Annotated in this window: 21 protein-coding genes and 1 pseudogene; 9 read left to right on the top strand and 13 right to left on the bottom strand. The window is 60.8% G+C overall.

What is annotated here, in order from left to right:
• Positions 1-153 precede the first annotated feature (153 nt).
• The 6 genes from KGA88_RS28815 to KGA88_RS28790 form a co-directional block, all read right to left on the bottom strand.
• Positions 154-1,209 (bottom strand): ABC transporter ATP-binding protein, encoded by a 1,056-nt coding sequence (locus KGA88_RS28815; protein WP_110661887.1) that lies wholly within the window; start codon positions 1,207-1,209, stop codon positions 154-156.
• Between the two features lie 18 nt (positions 1,210-1,227).
• Positions 1,228-2,076: an ABC transporter permease gene (locus KGA88_RS28810; protein WP_110661886.1), complete on the bottom strand. Its 849-nt coding sequence runs from the start codon at positions 2,074-2,076 to the stop codon at positions 1,228-1,230.
• Positions 2,073-2,981 (bottom strand): ABC transporter permease, encoded by a 909-nt coding sequence (locus KGA88_RS28805; RefSeq protein WP_103396376.1) that lies wholly within the window; start codon positions 2,979-2,981, stop codon positions 2,073-2,075. The genes KGA88_RS28810 and KGA88_RS28805 overlap by 4 nt, the downstream gene beginning before the upstream one ends.
• A gap of 194 nt (positions 2,982-3,175) precedes the next feature.
• On the bottom strand, positions 3,176-4,279 hold the full coding sequence (locus KGA88_RS28800; RefSeq protein ID WP_095942819.1) for an extracellular solute-binding protein: 1,104 nt from the start codon (positions 4,277-4,279) through the stop codon (positions 3,176-3,178).
• 296 nt (positions 4,280-4,575) lie between these two features.
• On the bottom strand, positions 4,576-6,024 hold the full coding sequence (locus KGA88_RS28795; RefSeq protein ID WP_223596015.1) for an aldehyde dehydrogenase family protein: 1,449 nt from the start codon (positions 6,022-6,024) through the stop codon (positions 4,576-4,578).
• On the bottom strand, positions 6,021-7,658 hold the full coding sequence (locus KGA88_RS28790; protein ID WP_223596013.1) for a 5-guanidino-2-oxopentanoate decarboxylase: 1,638 nt from the start codon (positions 7,656-7,658) through the stop codon (positions 6,021-6,023). Before KGA88_RS28790 ends, KGA88_RS28795 begins: the two co-directional genes overlap by 4 nt.
• Before the next feature lie 159 nt (positions 7,659-7,817).
• On the opposite strand from KGA88_RS28790, the gene KGA88_RS28785 reads away from it, so the two are divergent.
• Complete coding sequence (locus KGA88_RS28785) at positions 7,818-8,699, top strand: LysR substrate-binding domain-containing protein (protein ID WP_110662167.1); 882 nt, start codon at positions 7,818-7,820, stop codon at positions 8,697-8,699.
• A gap of 97 nt (positions 8,700-8,796) precedes the next feature.
• On the opposite strand, the gene KGA88_RS28780 is transcribed toward KGA88_RS28785, so the two are convergent.
• Complete coding sequence (locus KGA88_RS28780; protein ID WP_110662166.1) at positions 8,797-9,411, bottom strand: NAD(P)-dependent oxidoreductase; 615 nt, start codon at positions 9,409-9,411, stop codon at positions 8,797-8,799.
• A 209-nt stretch (positions 9,412-9,620) separates the two neighbouring features.
• Positions 9,621-10,505, bottom strand: a complete 885-nt coding sequence (locus KGA88_RS28775) for an MBL fold metallo-hydrolase (RefSeq protein ID WP_223596011.1) — start codon at positions 10,503-10,505, stop codon at positions 9,621-9,623.
• 114 nt (positions 10,506-10,619) lie between these two features.
• Here KGA88_RS28775 and KGA88_RS28770 point away from each other — a divergent pair, with 114 nt between their 5' ends.
• The gene (locus KGA88_RS28770) at positions 10,620-11,525 is read left to right on the top strand and encodes a LysR family transcriptional regulator (RefSeq protein ID WP_206606793.1); all 906 of its coding nucleotides are present in this window, start codon (positions 10,620-10,622) and stop codon (positions 11,523-11,525) included.
• Positions 11,526-11,734: 209 nt separating this feature from the next.
• Positions 11,735-11,911 carry a hypothetical protein gene (locus KGA88_RS28765; RefSeq protein WP_007986083.1) on the top strand — a complete coding sequence of 59 codons (177 nt, stop codon included), beginning with the start codon at positions 11,735-11,737 and terminating at the stop codon, positions 11,909-11,911.
• 9 nt (positions 11,912-11,920) lie between these two features.
• Here the strand turns inward: KGA88_RS28765 and KGA88_RS28760 are convergent, their stop codons facing one another.
• Entirely contained in the window at positions 11,921-12,817 is an 897-nt protein-coding gene (locus tag KGA88_RS28760; protein WP_110661613.1) for a helix-turn-helix domain-containing protein, read from the bottom strand.
• Between the two features lie 190 nt (positions 12,818-13,007).
• Between KGA88_RS28760 and pobA the strand changes: the two genes are divergently transcribed.
• Together pobA and KGA88_RS28750 are read left to right on the top strand one after the other, a co-directional pair.
• Entirely contained in the window at positions 13,008-14,192 is a 1,185-nt protein-coding gene (pobA, locus tag KGA88_RS28755) for a 4-hydroxybenzoate 3-monooxygenase (protein WP_181432107.1), read from the top strand.
• A gap of 78 nt (positions 14,193-14,270) precedes the next feature.
• Complete coding sequence (locus KGA88_RS28750; RefSeq protein ID WP_110661617.1) at positions 14,271-15,788, top strand: MDR family MFS transporter; 1,518 nt, start codon at positions 14,271-14,273, stop codon at positions 15,786-15,788.
• A 123-nt stretch (positions 15,789-15,911) separates the two neighbouring features.
• Here the strand turns inward: KGA88_RS28750 and KGA88_RS28745 are convergent, their stop codons facing one another.
• The 4 genes from KGA88_RS28745 to KGA88_RS28730 all read right to left on the bottom strand — a co-directional run bounded on the left by KGA88_RS28745 (position 15,912) and on the right by KGA88_RS28730 (position 19,984).
• A complete protein-coding gene (locus KGA88_RS28745) occupies positions 15,912-16,760 on the bottom strand; it encodes a cache domain-containing protein (protein ID WP_110663255.1) in 849 nt (282 codons plus the stop codon).
• Positions 16,761-17,003: 243 nt separating this feature from the next.
• On the bottom strand, positions 17,004-17,876 hold the full coding sequence (locus KGA88_RS28740) for an ATPase (RefSeq protein WP_110660842.1): 873 nt from the start codon (positions 17,874-17,876) through the stop codon (positions 17,004-17,006).
• Positions 17,877-17,995: 119 nt separating this feature from the next.
• Entirely contained in the window at positions 17,996-18,988 is a 993-nt protein-coding gene (locus KGA88_RS28735; RefSeq protein WP_110660841.1) for an NAD-dependent epimerase/dehydratase family protein, read from the bottom strand.
• Between the two features lie 96 nt (positions 18,989-19,084).
• The gene (locus KGA88_RS28730) at positions 19,085-19,984 is read right to left on the bottom strand and encodes a LysR family transcriptional regulator ArgP (RefSeq protein ID WP_103396362.1); all 900 of its coding nucleotides are present in this window, start codon (positions 19,982-19,984) and stop codon (positions 19,085-19,087) included.
• Between the two features lie 96 nt (positions 19,985-20,080).
• Here KGA88_RS28730 and KGA88_RS28725 point away from each other — a divergent pair, with 96 nt between their 5' ends.
• From KGA88_RS28725 to KGA88_RS31875, 4 genes and pseudogenes are all read left to right on the top strand, one after another.
• On the top strand, positions 20,081-20,482 hold the full coding sequence (locus KGA88_RS28725; RefSeq protein WP_223596009.1) for an ACT domain-containing protein: 402 nt from the start codon (positions 20,081-20,083) through the stop codon (positions 20,480-20,482).
• 6 nt (positions 20,483-20,488) lie between these two features.
• Positions 20,489-21,091 (top strand): LysE/ArgO family amino acid transporter, encoded by a 603-nt coding sequence (locus tag KGA88_RS28720; RefSeq protein WP_110660839.1) that lies wholly within the window; start codon positions 20,489-20,491, stop codon positions 21,089-21,091.
• Between the two features lie 164 nt (positions 21,092-21,255).
• Positions 21,256-21,852 (top strand): superoxide dismutase, encoded by a 597-nt coding sequence (locus tag KGA88_RS28715; RefSeq protein ID WP_103396359.1) that lies wholly within the window; start codon positions 21,256-21,258, stop codon positions 21,850-21,852.
• 227 nt (positions 21,853-22,079) lie between these two features.
• A pseudogene (locus KGA88_RS31875) lies at positions 22,080-22,187 on the top strand (IS481 family transposase); the annotation flags it as partial.

The following is a 22,187-nucleotide window of genomic DNA, read 5'->3' as shown; positions in this document are numbered from 1 at the left end:
TTGGCCAGAAGCCGAAGACGGCTTCCACGAATAGGCCTAATACATAGATGCAACGGGGCAGCGGTTTTTCAAAAGCGGGTAGACAGTGGGGGCGAGTCCATACATAGGAGCTGGCTTGCCAGCGATGGGCTGCGCAGCAGCCCCCCCTGAAAATCAGGCGCCAAGTACCCGGCAAGCCTCCACCGGCAGGGTCACCGATACCGGATGCCCAACGCTCAAACCGAACCCCTGGCACGGCGTGCTCAGCGCGGTAAACGACACCCCGGAACACTCCACCGTGGTCTCGATGGTCGCGCCGATATCGCGCACGAACGTCACCTTGCCCAGCAAGCGGTTGCCCGCCGTCGCCTGCGGAGCGGACAACTGCAGATCTTCCGGGCGAATCAGCATCTTCACCTTTTCACCCACCACAATGCTGCTGCAGATCGGCACTTGCAGCGCATCGCCACCCGGCAGGCTGACCTTGCCGTTACCCAGCACCGTGGCCGGGAAGATGTTGCCCGAGCCAATGAAGTCCGCGACGAACTCGTTGGCCGGATGGCGGTAGATCTCGATCGGCGTGCCCACTTGCTGCACCCGATGTTCACCCAGCACAACCACGATATCGGCCATGGTCATGGCCTCGCGCTGGTCGTGGGTGACCATGATGGTGGTGATGTTCAGGCGTTGTTGCAGTTGACGGATTTCCACCTGCATCGACTCGCGCAGCTTGGCGTCCAGCGCCGACAACGGCTCGTCGAGCAGGAGGATTTTCGGGTGATTGGCAATCGCCCGGGCAATCGCCACTCGCTGGCGTTGCCCACCGGACAGCTTGGCCACCGGGCGATTGATCATGGGTTGCAGCTGGATCAGTTCCAGCAGTTCCACCACCCGCGCCTGCTGGTCAGCCTTGCTGACCCCGCGCAGTTTCAGCGGATAGGCGATGTTTTCCCCTACCGTCATGTGCGGGAACAGCGCCAGGGACTGGAACACCATGCCGAAGTTGCGCAGGTGCGCCGGGGTGTGGCCGATGTCTTCGCCATCCAGGCGAATCTCGCCGCCGGTCAGGGTTTCAAGGCCGGCAATCATGCGCAGCAACGTGGTCTTGCCGCAGCCCGAAGGGCCGAGGAAACACACCAGCTTGCCCTCGGGCAAATGCAGGTTCACATCTTTTACCGCGCAGGCCGAGCCGTAATGTTTCTCGACGTTTTCCAGAATCAGACCAGACATAAGAATCACCTCAAGAAATCAGAACGAAACGCCACCTTCACCAACCAGCTTCTCCAGCGCCCAGATCAGGACGAAGTCGATCAGCACGATCAGCACGGCAAACGAAAATACGGTTGGGTCGAGCGAAGACACGGTGCGGCTGTACATCCAGATCGGCACGGTCATCACATCGATGGTGTAGAGGAAGTAGGTCACGGTGAATTCGTTGAACGAGACGATGAACGCCAGCAGCATGCCCGCCAGGATCCCCGACTTCATCAACGGCACCACCACATCGACAATCGCCCGCATCGGCGAAGCACCGAGCATTTGCGCAGCCTCCTCGACCTCAGTTCCGATGGAGAGCATCGCCGCCGTGCAGTTTTTCACCACGAATGGCAACGCCAGAATGACGTGGGCAATCACCAGGCGCGAGGTAGTCATGTGGAACGGCAGGCTGTCGAACACCAGCAGCAATGCCAGGCCCAACACCACCATCGGGAACACCAGTGGCAACGACATCAGTTGCATCGCCACGGCCTTGCCGCGGAACTCGCAGCGGGTCAGGGCGTAGGCCGCCGGCACCGCGATGATCGTGGCGAAAACCATGGTCAGGCACGACACCATCAGGCTGGTGGTCATGGCCTGGCCGAGGCTCAGCACGTCGCTGGAATCCGGCGAGACAAAAGTGTTCCAGGCGGCCTTGTACCATTGCAGGCTGTAGCTGCTCGGCGGGAAGTCGAGGTTCGACGCGCCGCTGAACGACATCACGATCATGGTCAGGATCGGCAACACCGCCAACAGCAGGATGAAGCCCGAGAGGATCCCGGCAAACTTGCCGGTCTCGCCAGGCAACAGCCCATAACGCTTCTTGGTCAGGGTACTCATTGCGAAGCCTCCAGCATGCGGCGACGACGGCCAGTGATGTATTCGGACAGGGTCATGATCGCGAGGGTGGTGACGATCAGCACCACACCGGCAGCGGATGCGGCGGGCCAGTTCATCAGCGGGGCGATCTGGTCATGCACCATCACCGCCAGCATCGGCACGCGACGGCCACCGAGCAGCAACGGCACCACGAAACTGCTGGCGTTGTAGGCGAACACCAGGGTCGCACCGGTAATGATCCCCGGCAGGCTCATCGGCAAGACCACCTGGCGGAACACCTGGAAGCGACTGGCGCCGAGGGTGGCCGCAGCCTCTTCATAGCTGCGAGCGACGCCGCGCATGGCGCTGGCAATCGGCAACACAGCCAGCGGGAAGGCGGTTTGCACCAGGCCCATCAATACGCCGTTCTGGTTGTACAGCAGCATGATCGGCCGCTTGATCAGACCCAGGCCCATCAAGGTCTGGTTGAGCATGCCACCAGGGCCGAGGATCACCAGCCAGCCGTAGCTTTGCAGCAGCAGGTTGACCAGCAGCGGCAGCAACACGGCCGCAAGGAAGATCCGCCGCACGAACGGCGAGGTCAGGCGCGACATGGTGTAGGCCACCGGGATCGCCAGGATCACTGCGATCACCGCGCTGATCAGCGCCAGGCGCAGGGTCAGCATCAGGGATTTGAGGTAATAGGGTTCCAGCAACTGGGCGTAACTGGCCAGGCTGAACCCGGACCATTCCGCGCCCTTGGTGCCCACGCTCATGCGCAGTACCAAGAGGCTTGCGGCAATCAATACGCCAAGAAACAGCATCGACGGCGAGAGGAAAAGCCAGGCGCGCGTCGTGGGTGAAACACCCTGAGCAGCGCGCACGGGGGCGGCACTCACCGGATGGGTCAGAGGTTGGTGTTCCATAGCAAAGGTCTCGTCAATGGAAAGCAGCTGACAGACACAAGACCTGACGACACCGAGGTCCAATGTGGGAGCGGGCTTGCTCGCGAAGAGGCCGTGTCAGCCGACATCAATGTTGAATGTCACACTGCATTCGCGAGCAAGCCCGCTCCCACATTTGATTTGTGGTGCTTTACGGGCTTGTGTAAGTCACTCGATCAGGAAGAAAAGATTTCCGTGTAACGACGAATCCATTGGTCATGCACAGTCGCCAGGAAGGCGTTGTCGTGCATGATCGCCTTCTCGGCAATCTGCTCCGGCGTGAGGATGTACGGGCTCTTGCGTGCTTCGGCGGAGATGATCGCCTTGGCGTTGACCGGGCCGTTGTAGATGTCTTCAGCCATCTTGCCCTGCACCAGCGGGTCCAGGGAGTGGTTGATGAAGGCGTAGGCCATGTCGGTATCGCCAGGACGATTCTTCGGCATCACCGACAGCATCAGGTCGGTGTAGAAACCTTCCTTCATGCCGAAGGTGGCGCCCAGGCCGTAGGCCGGATCGCGGATCTGTTTCGGGAAGAAGGCTGGTGCGTACAGACCGCCCATGTCCAGGGAACCGGTGCGGAACAGCTCGGCGATCTGGTTCGGGTTTTCACCCAGGGTCACCACACGATCTTTCAGCTCGGCGAGTTTCTTGAAGCCCGGCTCGATGTTGTGCTCGTCACCACCGGCCAGTTTGGCGGCGATGATGATCAGGTCCATGGCCTCGGTCCAGTTCGGCGGAGGCAGGAAGATGTTCGGCGCCGCGTCGGCGTCCCACAGCGAGGCGTAGCTGGTTGGAGCTTCTTTCTGGGTGCGGGTGCTGTAGACCAGGCTGTTGCACCACAGCAGGTAACCGATACCGTGGCCATTGGCGCCGGTGCGGTATTTTTCCGGTACGTCGACCAGGTTGGGAATGCGGTTGAGGTCGGGTTTTTCCAGCAGGTTGGCGGCGGCCAGACCTTCGGCGCCGACGCCGGCCAGGGTGATGATGTCGTACTGCGGACGATCACCGCCGGCCTTGAGCTTGGCAACCATTTCCGAGGTACTGCCGGTGCGGTCAGCGATGACCTTGCAGCCGTACTTGTCTTCGAAGGTTGCGGCGATGTTGCGCAGTGCAGCCAGGCCGGTGTCGTCGGACCAGGTCAGCAAACGCAGGGTTTTGCCCGCAAAGCGTGTGTCGCTGGCATTGGCCTTGATGAACGGCATGCTCATCGCCGCTGCTGCCACCGAGGCTACGCCCACGGTCTTGATGAATTGACGTCTGTTCAGATCATGCTCGCCCATTACGGACTCCCTTTGTTTTTGTAGGTATGAGGCAGGTCGAAACTTGTTGCATCCGCGCGACTGGATCAGCGTTGGCCCCTCTATTTTCGGGGGGTTGGTTGAACCAGTGAGTTCATCCTGAGGTCGTGTAAAACACCTGACTATCGATAAAAACTCATTGAAGCCATGACGCCAGCGCATGCCTCATGTAGGAGCGAGCTTGCTCGCGATGGGTGCATGGACGACACGGGCTGTCTGATGCCCAGCGTCATCGTTCACGTCCATCGCGAGCAAGCTCGCTCCTACAGAGATTGGCGTCAGACGGCCCGGATCACGTGTTTGATTTCCTGGAAAGCCTGCAAGCCCCACGGCCCCAATTCACGGCCGATGCTGCTCTGCTTGTAGCCGCCCCAGGCGGTCTGCGGGAAGATCACCTGCGGCGCGTTGATCCACACCAGCCCCGCCTGCAAAGCGTTGGCGACGCGGTCAGCGGTCTGTGCATTGCGCGTCACCACGCTGGCCACCAGGCCAAACTGACTGTCGTTGGCCAAGGCAATCGCCTCGGCTTCGGAGGCGAAACTGCGCACGCAGATCACCGGGCCGAAAATCTCCTCACACCACAGCGCACTGTCGAGGGGCACTTCGGTGAAAACTGTCGGCTGCAAAAAATATCCGCGTGGCAGGTCGGCCGGACGATTACCGCCGCAAACCAGCTTGGCGCCGGCGCTCAGGCCGCGATCGATGTGGCCGAGCACGCGCTGGTATTGCGCCTGATTGACCAGTGCGCCCATTTCCACATCCGGGTCGAACGGGTCGGCCACGCGAATCGCTTCGGCACGGGCCTTCACTCGCGTGAGGAATTCATCGGCCAATTCATCGGCGACCAGCACGCGGCTGGTGGCGGAACACATTTGCCCGGCGTTGAAGAAACCACCGCCGCAAGCCACTTCCACCGCCAGGTCGAGATCGGCATCGGCCAGCACCAACAGCGAAGATTTGCCGCCCAGTTCAAGGCTCACGCCCTTGACGGTTTCTGCTGCGCGCTGCATGACCTGCACACCCACCGCGTTGCTGCCGGTGAAGGAAATTTTGGCGATACGCGGGTCAGCCGACAGTGGCGCGCCAACGGCCAGCCCGGTGCCGCACACTACGTTCAATACACCGGCGGGCAAGCCTGCTTCGGCAATGATTGCCGCCAATTCCAGCTCCGGCAGTGGCGTCACTTCCGAAGGCTTGAGCACCACACAGCAACCGGCGGCCAGGGCCGGGGCGAGCTTCCACGCGGTGGTGACCATCGGGAAGTTCCACGGCACGATCAGCCCGACCACACCGCACGGCTCACGGCGCAAACGAGCGCTGAAGTCGTCAGTCGGCAGCTCAATTGCGCTGTCCTGTTTCGCATCCAGCCCTTCGGCCAGACCGGCGTAGTACTCGAACGTGGCGATCACGTCATCGACGTCGATCGCCGCTTCGAATTGCGGCTTGCCGTTGTTGCTCGACTGCAGGTGCATCAATTTTTCACGATTGGCCTGCACGCCAGCGGCGATTTTGCGCAGGATTGCGCCGCGCTCGGCACCCGTGGTTTTCGACCAGTCGGCGAACGCCTGGGTCGCCGCGCCCACCGCTTGATCAACAGCGCGCTCATTGCCGCCATTGACCGTGGTCAACAGGGCTTCGGTCGCCGGGTTGATTACCCGCAGGTGTTCGTTACCGGCCGACCATTGGCCATTGATGTACAGGCCATCCAGAGTCGTCGGGAAAGTCATTTCGACACCGCCTTCATCCACTCGGCCTGATCGATTTCAATCAGGGTCGGGCCTTGGCGATCCGCCGCCACGCGCAATGCGCCGCGCAGTTGCTCGACACTGTCGATCGCTTCGGCAGCGCAACCCAGTGCCTTGGCCACACCGATGAAGTCCGGGGTGTAGATGTCCACGCCGACCGGCTCGATAGCGCGGTTGACCATGTATTTCTTGATCTCTTCGTAGCCCTGGTTATTCCACAGCAGCACGATGACCGGAGTGCGCGCCTCGACGGCACTGGCCAGTTCCGGCAGGGTGAATTGCAGGCCACCATCGCCGATCAGGCACACCACTGGCGGGCGAGTACCGTTTTCAGCGCTGCCGCCGAGCCAGGCACCAATCGCCGCCGGCAAGGCGTAACCGAGGGTGCCGTAACCGGTGGACGAGTTGAACCAGCGACGCGGGCGCTCCGGGTTGAACGTCAGGTTGCCGGTGTACACAGGCTGGGTCGAATCGCCGACGAACACCGCATCCGGCAGTTCGTGCAGCACGGTTTCCAGGAAACGGGTCTGCGCCAGGGTCGGAGCGTCCCAGGTGGCGGCCAGGTCTTCACGCAGACGAGCGGCACGAACCTGGCCCCAATCGTTGCGGCGCTCGGCCAGGGATTTGTGCGACAGGGCGCTGAGCAAGGCCTGGGCAGCGTTACGCGAGTCGGCCACCAGTGCCACGTGCGGCGGGTAGTTGCGCACGGTCTGGTCCGGGTCGATGTCGACGCGCAGCAGTTGGCCTGGAATCTCGAAGCCACCGGCGAAAGTCACGTCGTAGTCGGTCTCGGCCAGTTCGGTGCCGATGGCCAGGACCACATCGGCCTCGGCGACCAGTGCACGGGTGGCGACCAGGCTCTGGGTCGAACCGATCAGCAACGGGTGGCCGGAGGCAAGCATGCCCTTGGCATTGATGGTCAGCGCTACCGGCGCATCCAGCAGCTCGGCCAGTGCAGTCAGTTCGGCAGCGGCATCGATGGCACCGCCACCGGCGAGGATCAGCGGACGCTTGGCGCCAGCCAGCAAATCGGTCATGCGCGACACGGCGCTCGGCGAAGCACCGGCGCGGTCGATGTTGACCGGCAGGCTGGCGAGCAAGTCGTCAGCGTCTTCAACCAACACATCCAGCGGAATTTCAATGTGCACCGGACGCGGACGGCCAGCCTGGAACAACGCAAAGGCGCGGGCCAACACGCCCGGCAACTCCGACGCCGACATCAGGGTGTGGGAGAACGCCGCGACACCGGCGCACAGTGCGCCCTGGTTCGGCAGCTCATGCAGCTTGCCGCGACCGCCGCCCAACTGGCTGCGCGATTGCACGCTGGAGATCACCAGCATCGGGATCGAGTCGGCGTAGGCCTGGCCCATGGCGGTGGTGATGTTGGTCATGCCAGGGCCGGTGATGATGAAGCACACACCCGGTTTGCCGCTGGTGCGGGCATAGCCGTCGGCCATGAAGCCGGCGCCTTGTTCATGGCGCGGCGTGACGTGGTTGATGCTCGAACGGGCCAGCCCGCGATACAGCTCCACGGTATGCACCCCCGGAATGCCGAACACCTGCTCGACTCCGTAGTTTTCGAGTAACTTGACCAATACTTCGCCGCACGTCGCCATGTCTTTGCCCTTCTTGTTCGTTTGAGACGCCGGGCATGCGCTGTGTTTATGATGGATTCGCAGACCCGGGAATGGCCTCATTGGAACGGGCGACACGTAGCCGCAACAATGGATAAAAAGTCATACTAGCCATGTCCTCACGTCATACCTTGGATCCCAATGAAACGACTGCCTCCCCTGCCGGCACTGCACACCTTTCTGATTACCGCGCAGTGCTGCAACTTCACCCGGGCTGCCGAACAACTGCACATCACCCAGGGCGCGGTCAGCCGACAGATCGCCGGGCTGGAAGATCATCTGGGTTATGAGCTGTTCATCCGCCAGGCCCGAGGCCTGGACCTGACGGCCGAAGGACGGGAGTGGCTGCCACGGGTGCAGCAGATTTTCGGCCTGATCGACGAGGCGGTGGAGCAGATCGGCGAGAAGCGCGAAACCCTGCAACTCAAGGCACCGACTTGCGTCATGCGCTGGTTGCTGCCGCGCCTGTTGCAATGGCAACGGGAACGCCCGGACGTGCCGGTGGAATTGACCACCACGGTCAAGCACGGCGTGGATTTTCATCGCGAGCAGTTCGATGCCGCGGTGATGTACGGCACACCGCCGGACGATTCATTGATGTCGCAAAAACTCTTCGACGAACAACTCACGCCGGTGTGTTCCAGGCCCATGCTCGAAGGCCCCATGCCCCTGCAGACGCCTGCCGATCTGCAACAACACCTGCTGCTGCACCCGACCCGCGATGAACGGGACTGGAAGGCCTGGTTGAAAGCCGCGGAAGTGAATCTGAGCAATGTCGGCAAGGGCCAGCATTTCGAAACACTGGACCTGGCGATGTCGATGGCGTCCCAGGGAACGGGGGTGGCGATTGGCGATTGGTCGCTGATTGGCGATGACCTGAACGCCGGGCGGTTGGTCATGCCATTCGATTTGAAGGTCACAACGGGGCTGGCGTATTACCTGGTGTTCCCCGAAAAACCCGGACCATCGCCGAAGTTGCGGGAACTGATGGGGTGGTTGGTGGAGCAGGCGCAGAGTCGCTGAAAAGCCCTTGTAGGAGCCGGCTTGAACTGGCGAATCAGGCGATGCGGTGTGTCAGGCATGCCGTCTTCGCTGGCAAGCCAGCTCCTACAGGTGTTGATCAGTAACCGACTGTATACCGCTGCCGCGAATGCTTCGGTGCTTCCACTTCGTCGAGCAGCGCAATCGCATAATCGGCGAACGTGATCCAGCTGCGCCCTTCGCTGCTCACCAGCAAATCATCCTGGCCGACGCGGAATTTCCCGCTGCGTTCGCCCTCGACAAATTCGGCCGATGGCGACAGGAAGGTCCAGTCCAGTTGCTTTTCCTGACGCAGATTAGCTAGGAACTCCGCTCCGGCACTGGCTTCGGCCTTGTACGCATCCGGAAAACCTTTGCTGTCGATCACCCGCGTACCATCAGGCAACAACAGCGACCCCGCACCGCCGACTACCAGCAAGCGCTTGACTCCGGCCTGCTTCACCGGCCCGATCACGGCACTGGCAGGCAAGGTCGCGAAATGGGCCGCGCTGATGACCACGTCGTGCCCCTCGATGGCCACCTGCAAGGCACTGGCATCCAGTGCATCGACGTTGCGCGCGATCACACCGGCACGCTGACCGATTTTTGCCGTGTTGCGGGCGATCGCGGTAACGCTGTGACCGCGACGCAGGGCTTCTTCCAGCAGTTGGCTACCGGCACGACCGGTGGCACCGATGATTGCGATGTTGCTCATGACGTTCTCCAGTGGATAACAAACTTGAAAAGCAACGCAGCCTATTGTGGCGAGGGGGCTTGCCCCCGTTCGGCTGCGCAGCAGTCGTAAAACCTGTGCTTAGGGTGTGACTGAAGGAATGCAGGGGAGTGCTTCGCACTCCAACGGGGGCAAGCCCCCTCGCCACAGGCAAGCTCCCTCGCCACAGGAATTCCCATTAGCCCTTAAACTCATTCACCCCACTTCATCTCGCCCTTGGCGACCTTGGCGCTCAGCTCCAGGGAGCTTTCATCACCCAGGGTCGGGTAGCGTTTTTTCATCGCGGCGATCAACGCGGCAGAATCCTTGGCCTTGGCGGTTTCTTCGTCGAAGGCCTTGATGTAAGCGGCAGTGAACTGCACAGCGGTCAGTGAACGGTCGCCCTCACCGAGGTAATGACCGGGCACTACAGTCTGTGGTTTCAGGGTTTCAATGGAATGCAGCGTAGCCAACCAATCGGCATGGGACTGCGCAGTTTGCGTGTCAGCCATCCACAGGTGAATGTTTTGCGCGACCACGACACCACCGACCACGGCCTTGATCGACGGAATCCACACAAAGCTGCGATCCGGCTGCGGGCCCTCGAGCCCCACCACCTGCAACTTCTGCCCTTCGAGAATCAGGCTGTCGCCCTTGAGCACGTCCGGCACGATGGTTTTGGCCGGCACATCGGCGCCCATTTTCGGGCCCCAGAACGCCAGTTTGCCGTCGACGGTCTGCTTGATATGGTCGACGGTCGGCTGCGAGGCGAGGACCCTGGCCTTGGGGAACGCGGCCGTCAGGGTGTCGAGGCCGAAGTAGTAGTCCGGATCACCGTGACTGATGTAGATGGTGGTCAGTTGCTTGCCGCTGGCGCGGATTTTTTCCACCAACTCTCCGGCCTGAGACTTGCCGAATTGCGCATCCACCAGGATCGCTTCCTTCTCGCCGCTGACCAGCACCGAGGTCACCGGGAAGATGGCTTTTTCGCCGGGGTTGTAGACATCCAGGGTCAGGCTCGAGGCGGCTGCATGGGCGGCGAAACCGAGGGCGGCGCTGGCCAGTAATACGCGTTTGAAAGTGGTGAAACCGATCATTTGTTGCTCCGTTGTCCGATTGCCTGGTTTGGCGATGGAACAGAGCTTAGTTGTCTGACTCGGTACAAAAAATGCGATGCTTGAACATAGTTTGTTTCTGAAAGCGGGCAAATCATGGATCGTCTTCAAGCAATGCGCGTGTTCGTCACCGTGGTCGACCTCGGCAGCCAGTCGGCCGCCGCCGATCATCTGGAGCTTTCACGACCGGTGGTGTCGCGTTATCTGGCGGAACTGGAAGACTGGGTCGGCGCGCGCCTGATGCATCGCACCACGCGCAAGTTGAGCCTGACCGCCGCGGGCAACGAAATCCTGCCGCGCTGCCGGCAAATGCTCGACTTGTCCACCGACATGCAAGCCGCCGTCAGCGAACCGGATGATGCACCGCGCGGGCTGTTGCGGATCAGCGTCAGCACCTCCTTCGGCCAGGCGCAACTGGCCGATGCCATGGCCGCGTACGTCAAGCGCTACCCCGGCGTCAGCATCGACATGCAAATGCTCGACCGCACCGTGAACCTGGTGGATGAACGTATCGACCTGGCGATCCGCACCAGCAACGAACTGGATCCGAACCTGATTGCCCGTCGCCTGACGGTTTGCCGCTCGGTGATCTGCGCCTCCCCCGCTTACTTGCGCGAACATCCGGCGCCGCAACGGGTCGAGGACCTGAACCTGCACAATTGCCTGACCCATTCCTACTTCGGCAAAAGCCTTTGGCATTTCGAGCAGGACGGCGAGCAGGTTTCAGTACCGGTGCAGGGCAACATCAGCGCCAACGAGGCCAGCACGCTGTTGCGCGCCACGATCGCCGGTGCCGGCGTGGCGATGCTGCCCACTTATCAGGCCGGCGTGCACATTCACAGCGGCGAATTGATTCGCCTGTTACCGAAAGCCGAACCCCGGCAAATGAACGTGTATGCGGTATATGCCTCGCGCAAGCACATGCCGGCGGCGTTGCGCAGCTTGCTGGATTTTCTGGTGGTGAGATTTCCCGAAGAACCGGAGTGGGATATCGGGATGTAACCGGAGCAAAAATGTGGGAGCGGGCTTGCTCGCGAAGAGGTCGGTACATCCGACGTACATTTTGCGCGCGAAATACCGCTTTCGCGAGCAAGCCCGCTCCCACAAGGGGAGCGCATAAGCGCTCTGAATGGCGCGTTATGCTGGCAACTCACCGGCGCTGACCTATGCTCAAAGTAATACCGAAAGGTATTCGTTCAGAGGTCAACGCCATGAACATCAGAACAAGAAGATACCTCGCGATTTTCATCACCTGCGCGGTCACGCTCGGGCTGTACGGCGCTGCCGCCTGGCGCGTCGAGCAATTGCGCAACCTGCCCCGTGAATACGCCAGCTGCAACTTCGAGCGCTGCATTCCCCACAACGCCACCCTCAACGCCCTGCGGTAACGAAGGGGGTCAGGCTTCGTTGTCCTGATCGGCCTTCAAGCGGTCGCGGAACGCCTTGGGCGAAATGCCCACTCGACGCCGGAACAGACGCGTGAAGTTGGTCGGATCGGAAAACCCCAACACGTCGGACATTTCATAAATGGTCATGCTGGTGTAGGTCAGCAAACGCTTGGCCTCCAGCAATTGCCGTTCATGCATGATCTGCAACGCCGGTTGCCCCGCCAACTCACGACAGGTGCCGTTGAGGTGGGACACGGAAATCCCCAGTCGGTGCGCCAGGTCCTCGACCTTGACGTGCTGGCGATAGGTTTCTTCCACCAGTTGAATAAAACCGTTCAGGTATTCCCTGGCCCGCTGCGGTCGCGCCATGGCGGTGCGACGCTGGATCACCTGGCGGCTGACCCACACCACGATCACACTGACCAGCGAATGCATGAGCATTTCCCGCGCCGGTTGATGGCTGGTGTATTCGTTCTGCAAGGCACTGAACAGGCTGTTGAGGTACTCGGCGTCCTTGCCTGCCGGGTAACTTTCGGACTGGGCCAGGGCATTGACCGAGTGCCCCAGTTGCATCTGCAAGTGGGCGATCAACGGCGCGGCCAGGGTCACGACAAAGCCTTCCACGTCTTCGGAAAAACGAAAGCCATGCACCGACAGCGGTGGCAGGATCTGAATGGCCGGCTCCACCAGTTGCGTACGCTTGCCTTCGATTTCAAGCTCTGCCTGACCTTTGAATACGAAGAGCAACTGGCACAAATCAGCGTGGCGGTGGGGTTTGATTTGCCAATGATGTTCGCGGCTGCGTATGGAAATGGTTTCACAGTGCAGCAAGTCCGGGGTCGGCCAGTCCAGGCTTTCACCGTAGAGCTTGAACACCGGAATCGAAGGCAGGTCAGGCTTGTTCATCACTTCAATCCAGGTCTCGGAGTAGATGACGGGCGATAATCGCCCCGATTGGCAGAATGTACAGCTATCGGCTCAGTTTTCACCTTCAATTGACAGACCCGCAAGGGAAAAATGCAAGCACTCGATCCATAAAAATCATTCACCGGCCCTGGTCGCGTGAAGCTTGCGAGTCATAAAAACAATGAAAACGCTGAAAACCCAGGTCGCCATCATTGGCGCCGGCCCTTCCGGCCTGTTGCTCGGCCAACTGCTGCATAACGCCGGCATCGACACTGTCATTCTCGAACGCCAGACCCCGGACTATGTACTCGGCCGAATCCGCGCCGGCGTGCTTGAACAAGGCATGGTAGAGCTGTTGCGCCAGGCCGGCGTGAGCCAGCGCATGGACGCCGAGGGACTGGTTCACGATGGCTTTGAACTGGCCCTCGACGGGCGCCGGGTACACATCGATCTGCACGCCCTGACGGGTGGCAAAACCGTGATGATCTACGGCCAGACCGAAGTCACCCGTGACCTGATGGCCGCTCGTCGGGAGGCCGGCGCGCAGACGATTTACCAAGCCAGCAACGTCGTTCCCCACGGCATGAAAACCGATGAAGCCTTTGTCACTTTTGAGAAGGACGGTGAGACCTGGCGTCTCGATTGCGACTACATCGCCGGTTGCGACGGCTTCCATGGGGTGGCGCGTCAATCGATTCCCACCGACAGCCTGAAAGTCTTCGAACGGATCTATCCCTTCGGTTGGCTCGGGATTCTGGCCGATACCCCACCGGTACACGAAGAACTGGTCTATGCCCGCCATGAGCGCGGTTTTGCCCTGTGCAGCATGCGCTCTCCGACGCGCACCCGTTATTACCTGCAAGTGCCCACCAGCGATCATGTGGATAACTGGTCGGATCAGCGCTTCTGGGACGAACTCAAGTCGCGATTGCCGCAAGAACTGGCGGACAGCCTGGTCACCGGCCCGTCCATCGAAAAGAGCATCGCGCCACTGCGCAGCTTCGTGGTCGAACCGATGCAATACGGTCGCATGTTCCTGGTTGGCGATGCCGCGCACATCGTACCGCCCACCGGCGCCAAGGGCCTGAACCTGGCGGCCAGTGACGTGAGCACGCTGTTCAACATCCTGGTCAAGGTTTACCGTGAAGATCGCTTTGATTTGCTCGAGAAATACTCGGAGATCTGTCTGCGTCGTGTGTGGAAGGCCGAGCGATTTTCCTGGTGGATGACTTCGATGCTGCACCGTTTCGATGACCACGATGCCTTCAGCCAACGCATTGCCGAATCGGAGCTGGAGTATTTTGTCGGCTCCGAGGCGGGTCGCAAGACCATTGCAGAGAACTACGTAGGACTTCCCTACGAGGCTATCGAATAGCTTGCTATCGACTTACACTGGCGAGCATTCCCGCTCGCCTTGCCTCGTGCGGGTCAATCACTGCCCGCAGGTTTTCCCGTGACCAATCTCCACCAGCCTGAAACAGCCAAACCCGCCATCCGCAGCGTGCTGATCGCGCTGATGCTGGCGATCTTTCTCGGCGCGCTGGACCAGACCATCGTCGCTGTTTCGATGCCGGCCATTTCCGCGCAGTTCAAGGATGTCAGCCTGCTGGCCTGGGTGATTTCCGGCTACATGGTGGCAATGACCGTGGCGGTGCCGATCTACGGCAAACTGGGCGACCTGTACGGCCGGCGCAAGCTGATGCTGTTCGGCATGGGCCTGTTCACCCTGGCGTCGGTGTTCTGCGGCATGGCGCAGAGCATGGAGCAACTGGTCCTGGCGCGGATTCTCCAGGGCATCGGGGCCGGCGGGATGATCTCGGTGAGCCAGGCGATCATCGGTGACATCGTGCCGCCACGGGAACGCGGGCGGTATCAGGGCTATTTCAGCAGCATGTACGCAGTGGCCAGCGTGGCCGGTCCGGTGCTCGGCGGCTACATGACCGAATACCTGTCCTGGCGCTGGGTGTTCCTGATCAACCTGCCGCTGGGCCTGGGCGCCTGGCTGGTGGCCTGTCGCACGCTGGTGGGCCTGCCGATTCCGCAACGCAAACCGGTCATCGATTACCTGGGCACCGTGTTGATGATCATCGGGCTGACAGCATTGTTGCTGGGCATCACCCAGGTCGGCCAGGGCCATTCGTGGCGCAGCGCCGAAGTACTGGCGCTGCTGGCTTGTGCAGTGCTCCTTCTGGGCCTGTTCGTCGTCCATGAGCGGCGGGCGCGGGAGCCGTTACTGCCGATGCATCTGTTCGCCAACCGCAATGCGATCCTGTGCTGGTGCACGATTTTCTTCACCAGTTTCCAGTCCATCTCGCTGATCGTGCTGATGCCATTACGCTTTCAGAGCGTGACCGGCGCCGGTGCGGACAGCGCCGCCCTGCACCTGCTGCCGCTGGCCATGGGTTTGCCGATTGGTGCGTATTTCGCGGGTCGTCGCACTTCCGTGACCGGGCGCTACAAACCGATGATCCTCACCGGCGCTGCACTGATGCCCATTGCGATTGTCGGCATGGCGTTCAGCCCACCGCAGGCATTCGTTGTGAGCAGCCTGTTCATGCTGCTCTGCGGGATTTCCTCCGGCATGCAGTTCCCGACGTCATTGGTCGGTACGCAGAACTCGGTGGACCAGCGGGATATCGGCGTGGCCACCAGCACCACCAACCTGTTCCGTTCGCTGGGCGGCGCGGTCGGCGTGGCATTGATGTCGGCGCTGCTGCTGGCGCTGTTGCAGGATTCAAGCTTCGCGCACCTGGCCGGCTCGTCGCTGATTGCCGAAGGCAGTTCGGGGAATGTGTTGCTGGACGGCTTGAACGCCGCGCCAGGTGACGCGCAAAACGCCCTGCGTGCCGAGTTGTTGTTGACGTTCCGGCATTTGCTGACGGTCAGTGCGGCGGTGTCGTTGCTGGGGTTGGCGGCAGCGATTGCCATGCCGAACATGTTGTTGCGTGGACGTGAGGACAAGGTTCGCTAGACAGACCGCGTCGCCTGCCTTCGCGAGCAAGCCCGCTCCCACATTAGACCGGGTTGTTCATTGGTACGCGGTCAACTGTGGGAGCGGGCTTGCTCGCGAAGGCGGACTAACAGTCACTACCATTCAAGGGCTGTAATACCCGACCGCCACCAGGAAATGCCCAACCTTCTTCAAATAGGCATGCTTGTTCTCGACCTTGCCGGTCACCGGGTTTTTCCAGCGGTATTCATAGTCGCCGTAATCCTGCTTGGCCATCAACGCCAGAATCGGCTCGCCCACCGGTTTGCCTTCCGGATCCTCGATCTTGCTGAAGTCGGTATTGATCAGCCGCAGATTGGTGCCGTGGGCCACGTAACGCCGGGTGTCCAGGTCGACGACAAATACATACAGGTCATCCTGCAGGTAGCCGCCCTTGAGGGAATTGATCGCCGTCAGGGTGCCCTTCTCGTCCTTGGCCAGATCGGTTGCCGCTTTGTTCAGCAGGGCCATGGCCTGTTCGGCGGAAGCCCGGGGCAGGTAATAACCGACCGCCAGAATCCGCTGGCCGATGCGCTGGTAGTAGACATGCTTGCGCTCGACCTTGCCGTCGCTCCAGTTCTGCCAGCGATACTCCGCCTGCTGAATGCCATTGCCCTCTGGCACTTTCAGGGCGTCCTTGAAGGTTTTCTGCAAGTCCGGCCCAAGCACTTCAGACACGTCCCGGCCAATCAGCGCCGACGACGGCCCGCCGCTGGCAAGCATCACGCCCTTGGTGTCGAGCACGAAGACATAACGGTCCTTGTCGACAAACTCACCCTGGCGGCTGAACGCCGCAAAGGCCTTGTCGCCATGCTCGTGGTAGTACGCCAGGGCTTTTTCCAGCAGGGCGATGGCCGCCTTGCTGTCGTCCTTTTCCGTCTCGGCGGCTTGCGCCTGGCCCAGGCACAACAAAAACACGCCGCACAGCAAGGCGAACCTATGCAAAAACCCCATTGCGCATCCCTCGTTCCTGATGGTGTTTCAAGAGCGTAGACGGCAATGGGGGATGTATGGATTTTGAGGAAAACGCAGCGTGCGGCTTTTGTGGCGAGGGGGCTTGCCCCCGTTGCGCTGCGAAGCGGCGCTAAAACCTGCGACCGGTGATGGTCTGGCACACCGCGTTTACTTGTTTTGCGACTGCTGCGCAGCCGAACGGGGGCAAGCCCCCTCGCCACAAAAGCCCCTCGCCTGGTCGGATTACTGCTTGGCGCGCAGTTGCTGCTGCAGGTTCTGGATCTGCGCCTGGAGGGTATTGATGTTGCGGGTGACCTGGCTGCGGAACGCATCGAACTCGGCAGTGTTGGTCGAGCCCTGTGCGGGGGCCGGACGGTTATCCTGCACGCTCTTGACCACAATCATGTCTTGTTCGAGACGTTCGATGGCAGCGCTCGGGTTGCCTTGTTTCTTCAGCGCGCTGATATCGGCGCCCAGGCTCTTGAGCTGTGCATCGAATTTCTCCGAGTCGGACGGCGCATTTTTCAGGGCGACCAATTCAGCACTCAAGGCTTTGACCTCGGCCTGCAACTGCGTATTGGCCGCCTGATGTTCGCTGTCCTGAGCCGTCAACTGCACCAGGCGTTTGTCCACTTCGCTGGTTTGCGCGGTCATTTGTGCCAGTCGCTTGTCCAGATCCGAGGCCTGGCCGGCAACCCCTTGCTGCTGGGCGCTCTGGTCCTGGAGTTTGCTTTCCAGCTGGCGGATTTGCAGCTTCAGGGCTTCGCTGTCGGTGGTGACACTGGTTTGGCTGGCAACCACCTTGCCGGAAATATCCTGCAGGCGCCCGGCCGCTTCCTCGCTGATACGGGCGAAACTTTCCTGGGTTGCCACCAGTTGCTGTTCCATCAGGGAAATCTGCTGAAAGCTCCACCAGGCCAGGCCCGCGAACGCAAAGAACAACGCCCCGACCAATGCCCACAGCGGACCGGTGCTCGCCGCCTTGACCTTCACCACCGGCGCCGTGCGCGGATGCACGACCGAGCGGACAGTGGGCGGATAATCGTCATCGAGAACGTCTGCACGCAAGCTCGGTACATCGTCGAAGTCGTCGTTGGCATCGTTTCGCATGGACATTGAATCAACCCTAATGAATCACATAATGGCTTTATGCCGCGCAGTATAACCCCACAGGCGCAACCATTGACCCCGAAGCCCGTATCCGGTTCAGAAATGGGGGCGCAGTTTGAGCTTCATCAGCGAATATCCTGCGCCTTCCACCAGCCACAGAACTCATCAAGAGCCGTCCAGAGGCTGACCTTGGGATCGTAATCCAGATAATGCCGGGCGCGGCTGATGTCCAGGGTGAAATTTTTCTTCATGACCTGCATGCCCAGCCGCGACAGCGTCGGCTCCGGACGCCCCGGCCACAACTTGCACACCCCCTCGTTGAGCGCCGCCACGCTGTAGGCCAGGCCGTAGGAGCGGTATCGGGTGACCTGTGGGACTTCCATCTTGCGCATGACGTAATTGACCACGTCCCACAAGGGCACCGGCGTGCCGTTGCTGATGTTGTAGACCTTGCCCAGCGCCGAACCGCTGGCCAGCAAACTACTGAGCAACGCCTCGTTGAGGTTTTGCACGCTGGTGAAATCCACTTTGTTCAAACCGTTGCCGATGATTGCCAGGCGCCCTTTGCGCTGCATGTTCAACAGGCGCGGGAAGATGCTCATGTCGCCGGCCCCGGTGACGAAACGCGGGCGCAGGGCCAGGGTTTCGAGGCCGAACTCCTGGGCACCGAAGACTTTTTGCTCGGCCAGGTACTTGGTGGCGGCGTAATGATGTTTGAAACGCTTGGGCACCTGCTCTTCGGTCAGGCCCAGGTGATCGCGACCATCGAAATAGATCGATGGCGACGACAGATGCACCAGCCGCCGAACCCGTTGCTTGAGGCAGGCTTCGACCACGTTCTCGGTGACCTGGACGTTGCCCTGATGGAAGTCCTGATAACGTCCCCATAAACCGACGGCACCGGCGCAATGCACCACGGCCTCGACGTCCGAACACAGCTCGCGCGCCAGTTCCGGGTCGCTCAAATCCCCCGGGATGAACTCGGCTCCGCGGCGTACCAGATGCTCCACACTCTCGGCCCGGCGACCGTTGACCCGCACGTCCAGGCCCTGCTCCAAGGCAAAACGCGCAAAGCGCCCGCCAATGAAGCCGCTTGCGCCGGTAACCAGAATCTTCATGAATTGCTCCTACAGATGCAGCTATAAGCTTCAAGCCATGAGCTGCAAGTTAAATCGAGTGCGCAAGCGCTTCACTTGCGACTTGCAGCTTGACGCTCAAGGCTGCTCCAAGGGCACCAGCCATTGTTTCGACGCGCGTACCAATTGATCGGTGAGTAACCCCAGCAACTGGCCGCCATTGCGCCAATGATGCCAGTACAGCGGCACATCGATCGGCTTATCTGGCAGCAACTCCTGCAATACGCCCCTTTGCAGTTGCTCGCGCACTTGCAGTTCCGGCACCAGCCCCCAGCCGAGTCCAGCTTCCGTCAGACGAATGAAACCTTCGGAGGACGGACATAAATGGTGTTCGAAACCACCCTCGACGCCGAGGGAAGCAAGGTAGCGGTGCTGCAGGAAATCGTCCGGGCCAAACACCAGCGCCGGGGTACGGGCCAACTGATCAGCACGTACGCCTTGCGGGAAATGCCGGGCAATAAAGGCCGGGCTGGCCAGTGCCCGGTAACGCATGGCCCCCAGCAACACGCTGCGCGCGCCGGCCACCGGGCGTTCGCTGGCACAGACACAGGCCGCCACTTCACCGGCGCGCATACGTTTGAGGCCGACGGTCTGGTCTTCGACCACCAGATCCATCAACAGATGTTGCTCGGCGCAAAACTCGCCCACCGCCTGCGCCCACCAGGTGGCCAGGCTGTCGGCGTTCAGGGCGATCCGCAGGCGTTCCGGCAGGCCCTCTTCATCCAGCGCCGGCACCAGGCTTTGCAAATCCCGTTCAAGCAAGCGCACCTGCTGCACATGGTTAAGCAGTCGCCGACCGATTTCCGTCGGCGTTGGTGGCGTGGCCCGCACGAGCACCGGCTGGCCAACCCGTGCTTCCAGCAGCTTGATGCGCTGGGATATCGCCGATTGCGACAGGCCCAGCACCTGGGCCGCCCGTTCAAAACCCGCCTGCTCGACCACGGCCGCCAGGGCAGAAAGCAATTTATAGTCGAACATCAGTTTTCCTAATGAGCGATCAGCAAGATTGGTTTTTCTTATACAGCCTTCCCAAGGACAATGACCAGCAAGAACTCTTGAACAAGGATCACCCACATGGCTGGCGAAACTTCATTGGCAACGCTGCTGCGCAGCATGAGCCCGCAACTTAACGCCGGCGAATACGTGTTCTGCACCTTGCGCGACGGCAAGTTGCCTGCGGATCTGGAGATTGTCGGCAGCTTCCGCGAACAGGAAGGCTTGACCGTGATCCTCGAACGTTCCCTCGCCGAAAAAGCCGGATTGAGCTTCGACTACATCGCCGCCTGGATCACCCTGAACGTGCATTCGGCCCTCGAAGCGGTCGGCCTGACTGCTGCGTTCGCCACGGCATTGGGCAAGGCCGGCATCAGCTGCAACGTGATTGCCGGCTACTACCACGACCATTTGTTTGTCGGTCAGGCCGACGCCGACCGTGCCCTGCAAGTGCTGCGGGATCTGGCAGCCAACGCGGAGTAAAAAATCATGTGGCAAAGTTATCTGAACGGGCTGCTCGTGGCCTTCGGCCTGATCATGGCGATCGGCACCCAGAATGCGTTTGTCCTGGCGCAAAGCCTGCGGCGTGAACATCACCTGCCGGTGGCGGCACTCTGCGTGGCCTGCGACGCCCTGTTAGTGGCCGCCGGCGTATTCGGCCTGGCGACGGTGCTGGCGCAAAACCCGACACTGCTGGCGATCGCCCGCTGGGGTGGCGCAGCGTTCCTGTTGTGGTACGGCAGCCAGGCACTGCGCCGGGCCTTTTCGAAACAAAGCCTTGAGCAGGGCGAGGGCCAGACCGTACGTTCGCTGCGGGCAGTGATGCTCAGTGCGCTGGCAGTGACCTTGCTCAATCCCCATGTGTACCTGGACACCGTTTTGCTGATCGGCTCCCTGGGCGCACAACAAACCGAGCCCGGCGCATATGTAGTGGGTGCGGCCAGTGCCTCGCTGCTGTGGTTTTTCACCCTGGCCCTGGGTGCGGCATGGTTGGCACCCTGGCTCGCCCGCCCCAGTACCTGGCGAATTCTCGATCTGTTGGTGGCGGTGATGATGTTTGCCGTAGCGCTGCAGTTGATCACGGCTATCTGATTCGCGGAACCTCTATTCCACACAGTTGTTGCGTGGTTATGCCGCCCCCCCGGTGCTATGATCCGACTCCCTGCGCCGCAAAGAGTACAAACTCCCCGGCGCTTGTTTGGCCGCCCGTGATCGGCCTTGCGCTCACCGCAACTGACCTGATTAGGAGAATCATCATGGCTTTCGAATTGCCGCCGCTGCCGTACGCACACGATGCCCTGCAGCCGCACATTTCCAAGGAAACCCTGGAATACCACCACGACAAGCACCACAACACCTACGTCGTGAACCTGAACAACCTGGTGCCAGGCACCGAGTTCGAAGGCAAGACCCTGGAAGAAATCGTCAAGACTTCCTCGGGCGGTATCTTCAACAACGCCGCTCAGGTCTGGAACCACACTTTCTACTGGAACTGCCTGGCGCCAAACGCTGGCGGTCAACCAACCGGCGCGCTGGCTGAAGCCATCAACGCTGCTTTCGGTTCGTTCGACAAGTTCAAGGAAGAGTTCAGCAAGACTTCCATTGGCACCTTCGGTTCCGGTTGGGGCTGGCTGGTGAAAAAGGCTGACGGTTCCCTGGCCCTGGCCAGCACCATCGGCGCCGGCAACCCGCTGACCAACGGCGACACCCCGCTGCTGACCTGCGACGTCTGGGAACACGCTTACTACATCGACTACCGCAACGTTCGTCCAAAGTATGTCGAAGCGTTCTGGAACCTGGTCAACTGGAAGTTCGTGGCTGAGCAGTTCGAAGGCAAAACCTTCACCGCTTAATCTCGACGCCAGTCAAAAGAACCCGGCTTTTTAGCCGGGTTTTTTATTGCCCGGGATTTTCAGCGCTCGGCAGGGCCCCTTCGCGAGCAAGCCCCCACACATTGGGTCGGTCTACACCGGACCACTGTGGGAGCGGGCTTGCTCGGGTAGAAACCGGAGACATCCTTTACGTTTTAAACCGGAGACATCGTTTACAGGTATGAAATACGGTCAGGAGGTGCCTGACCATGCCCTGGAATCGAGAGTCCCCAATGGATCAACGAATCAAACTCATAGGCGACTGGCTGCAAGGCAGCTACTCCAAAAGCGAGCTGGCCCGTCACTACGGGCTCAGC

The organism is Pseudomonas sp. A-R-19 (genome assembly GCF_019956575.1).
Lineage (GTDB): Bacteria > Pseudomonadota > Gammaproteobacteria > Pseudomonadales > Pseudomonadaceae > Aquipseudomonas.
This window is presented reverse-complemented; position numbering and strand designations above follow the sequence as displayed.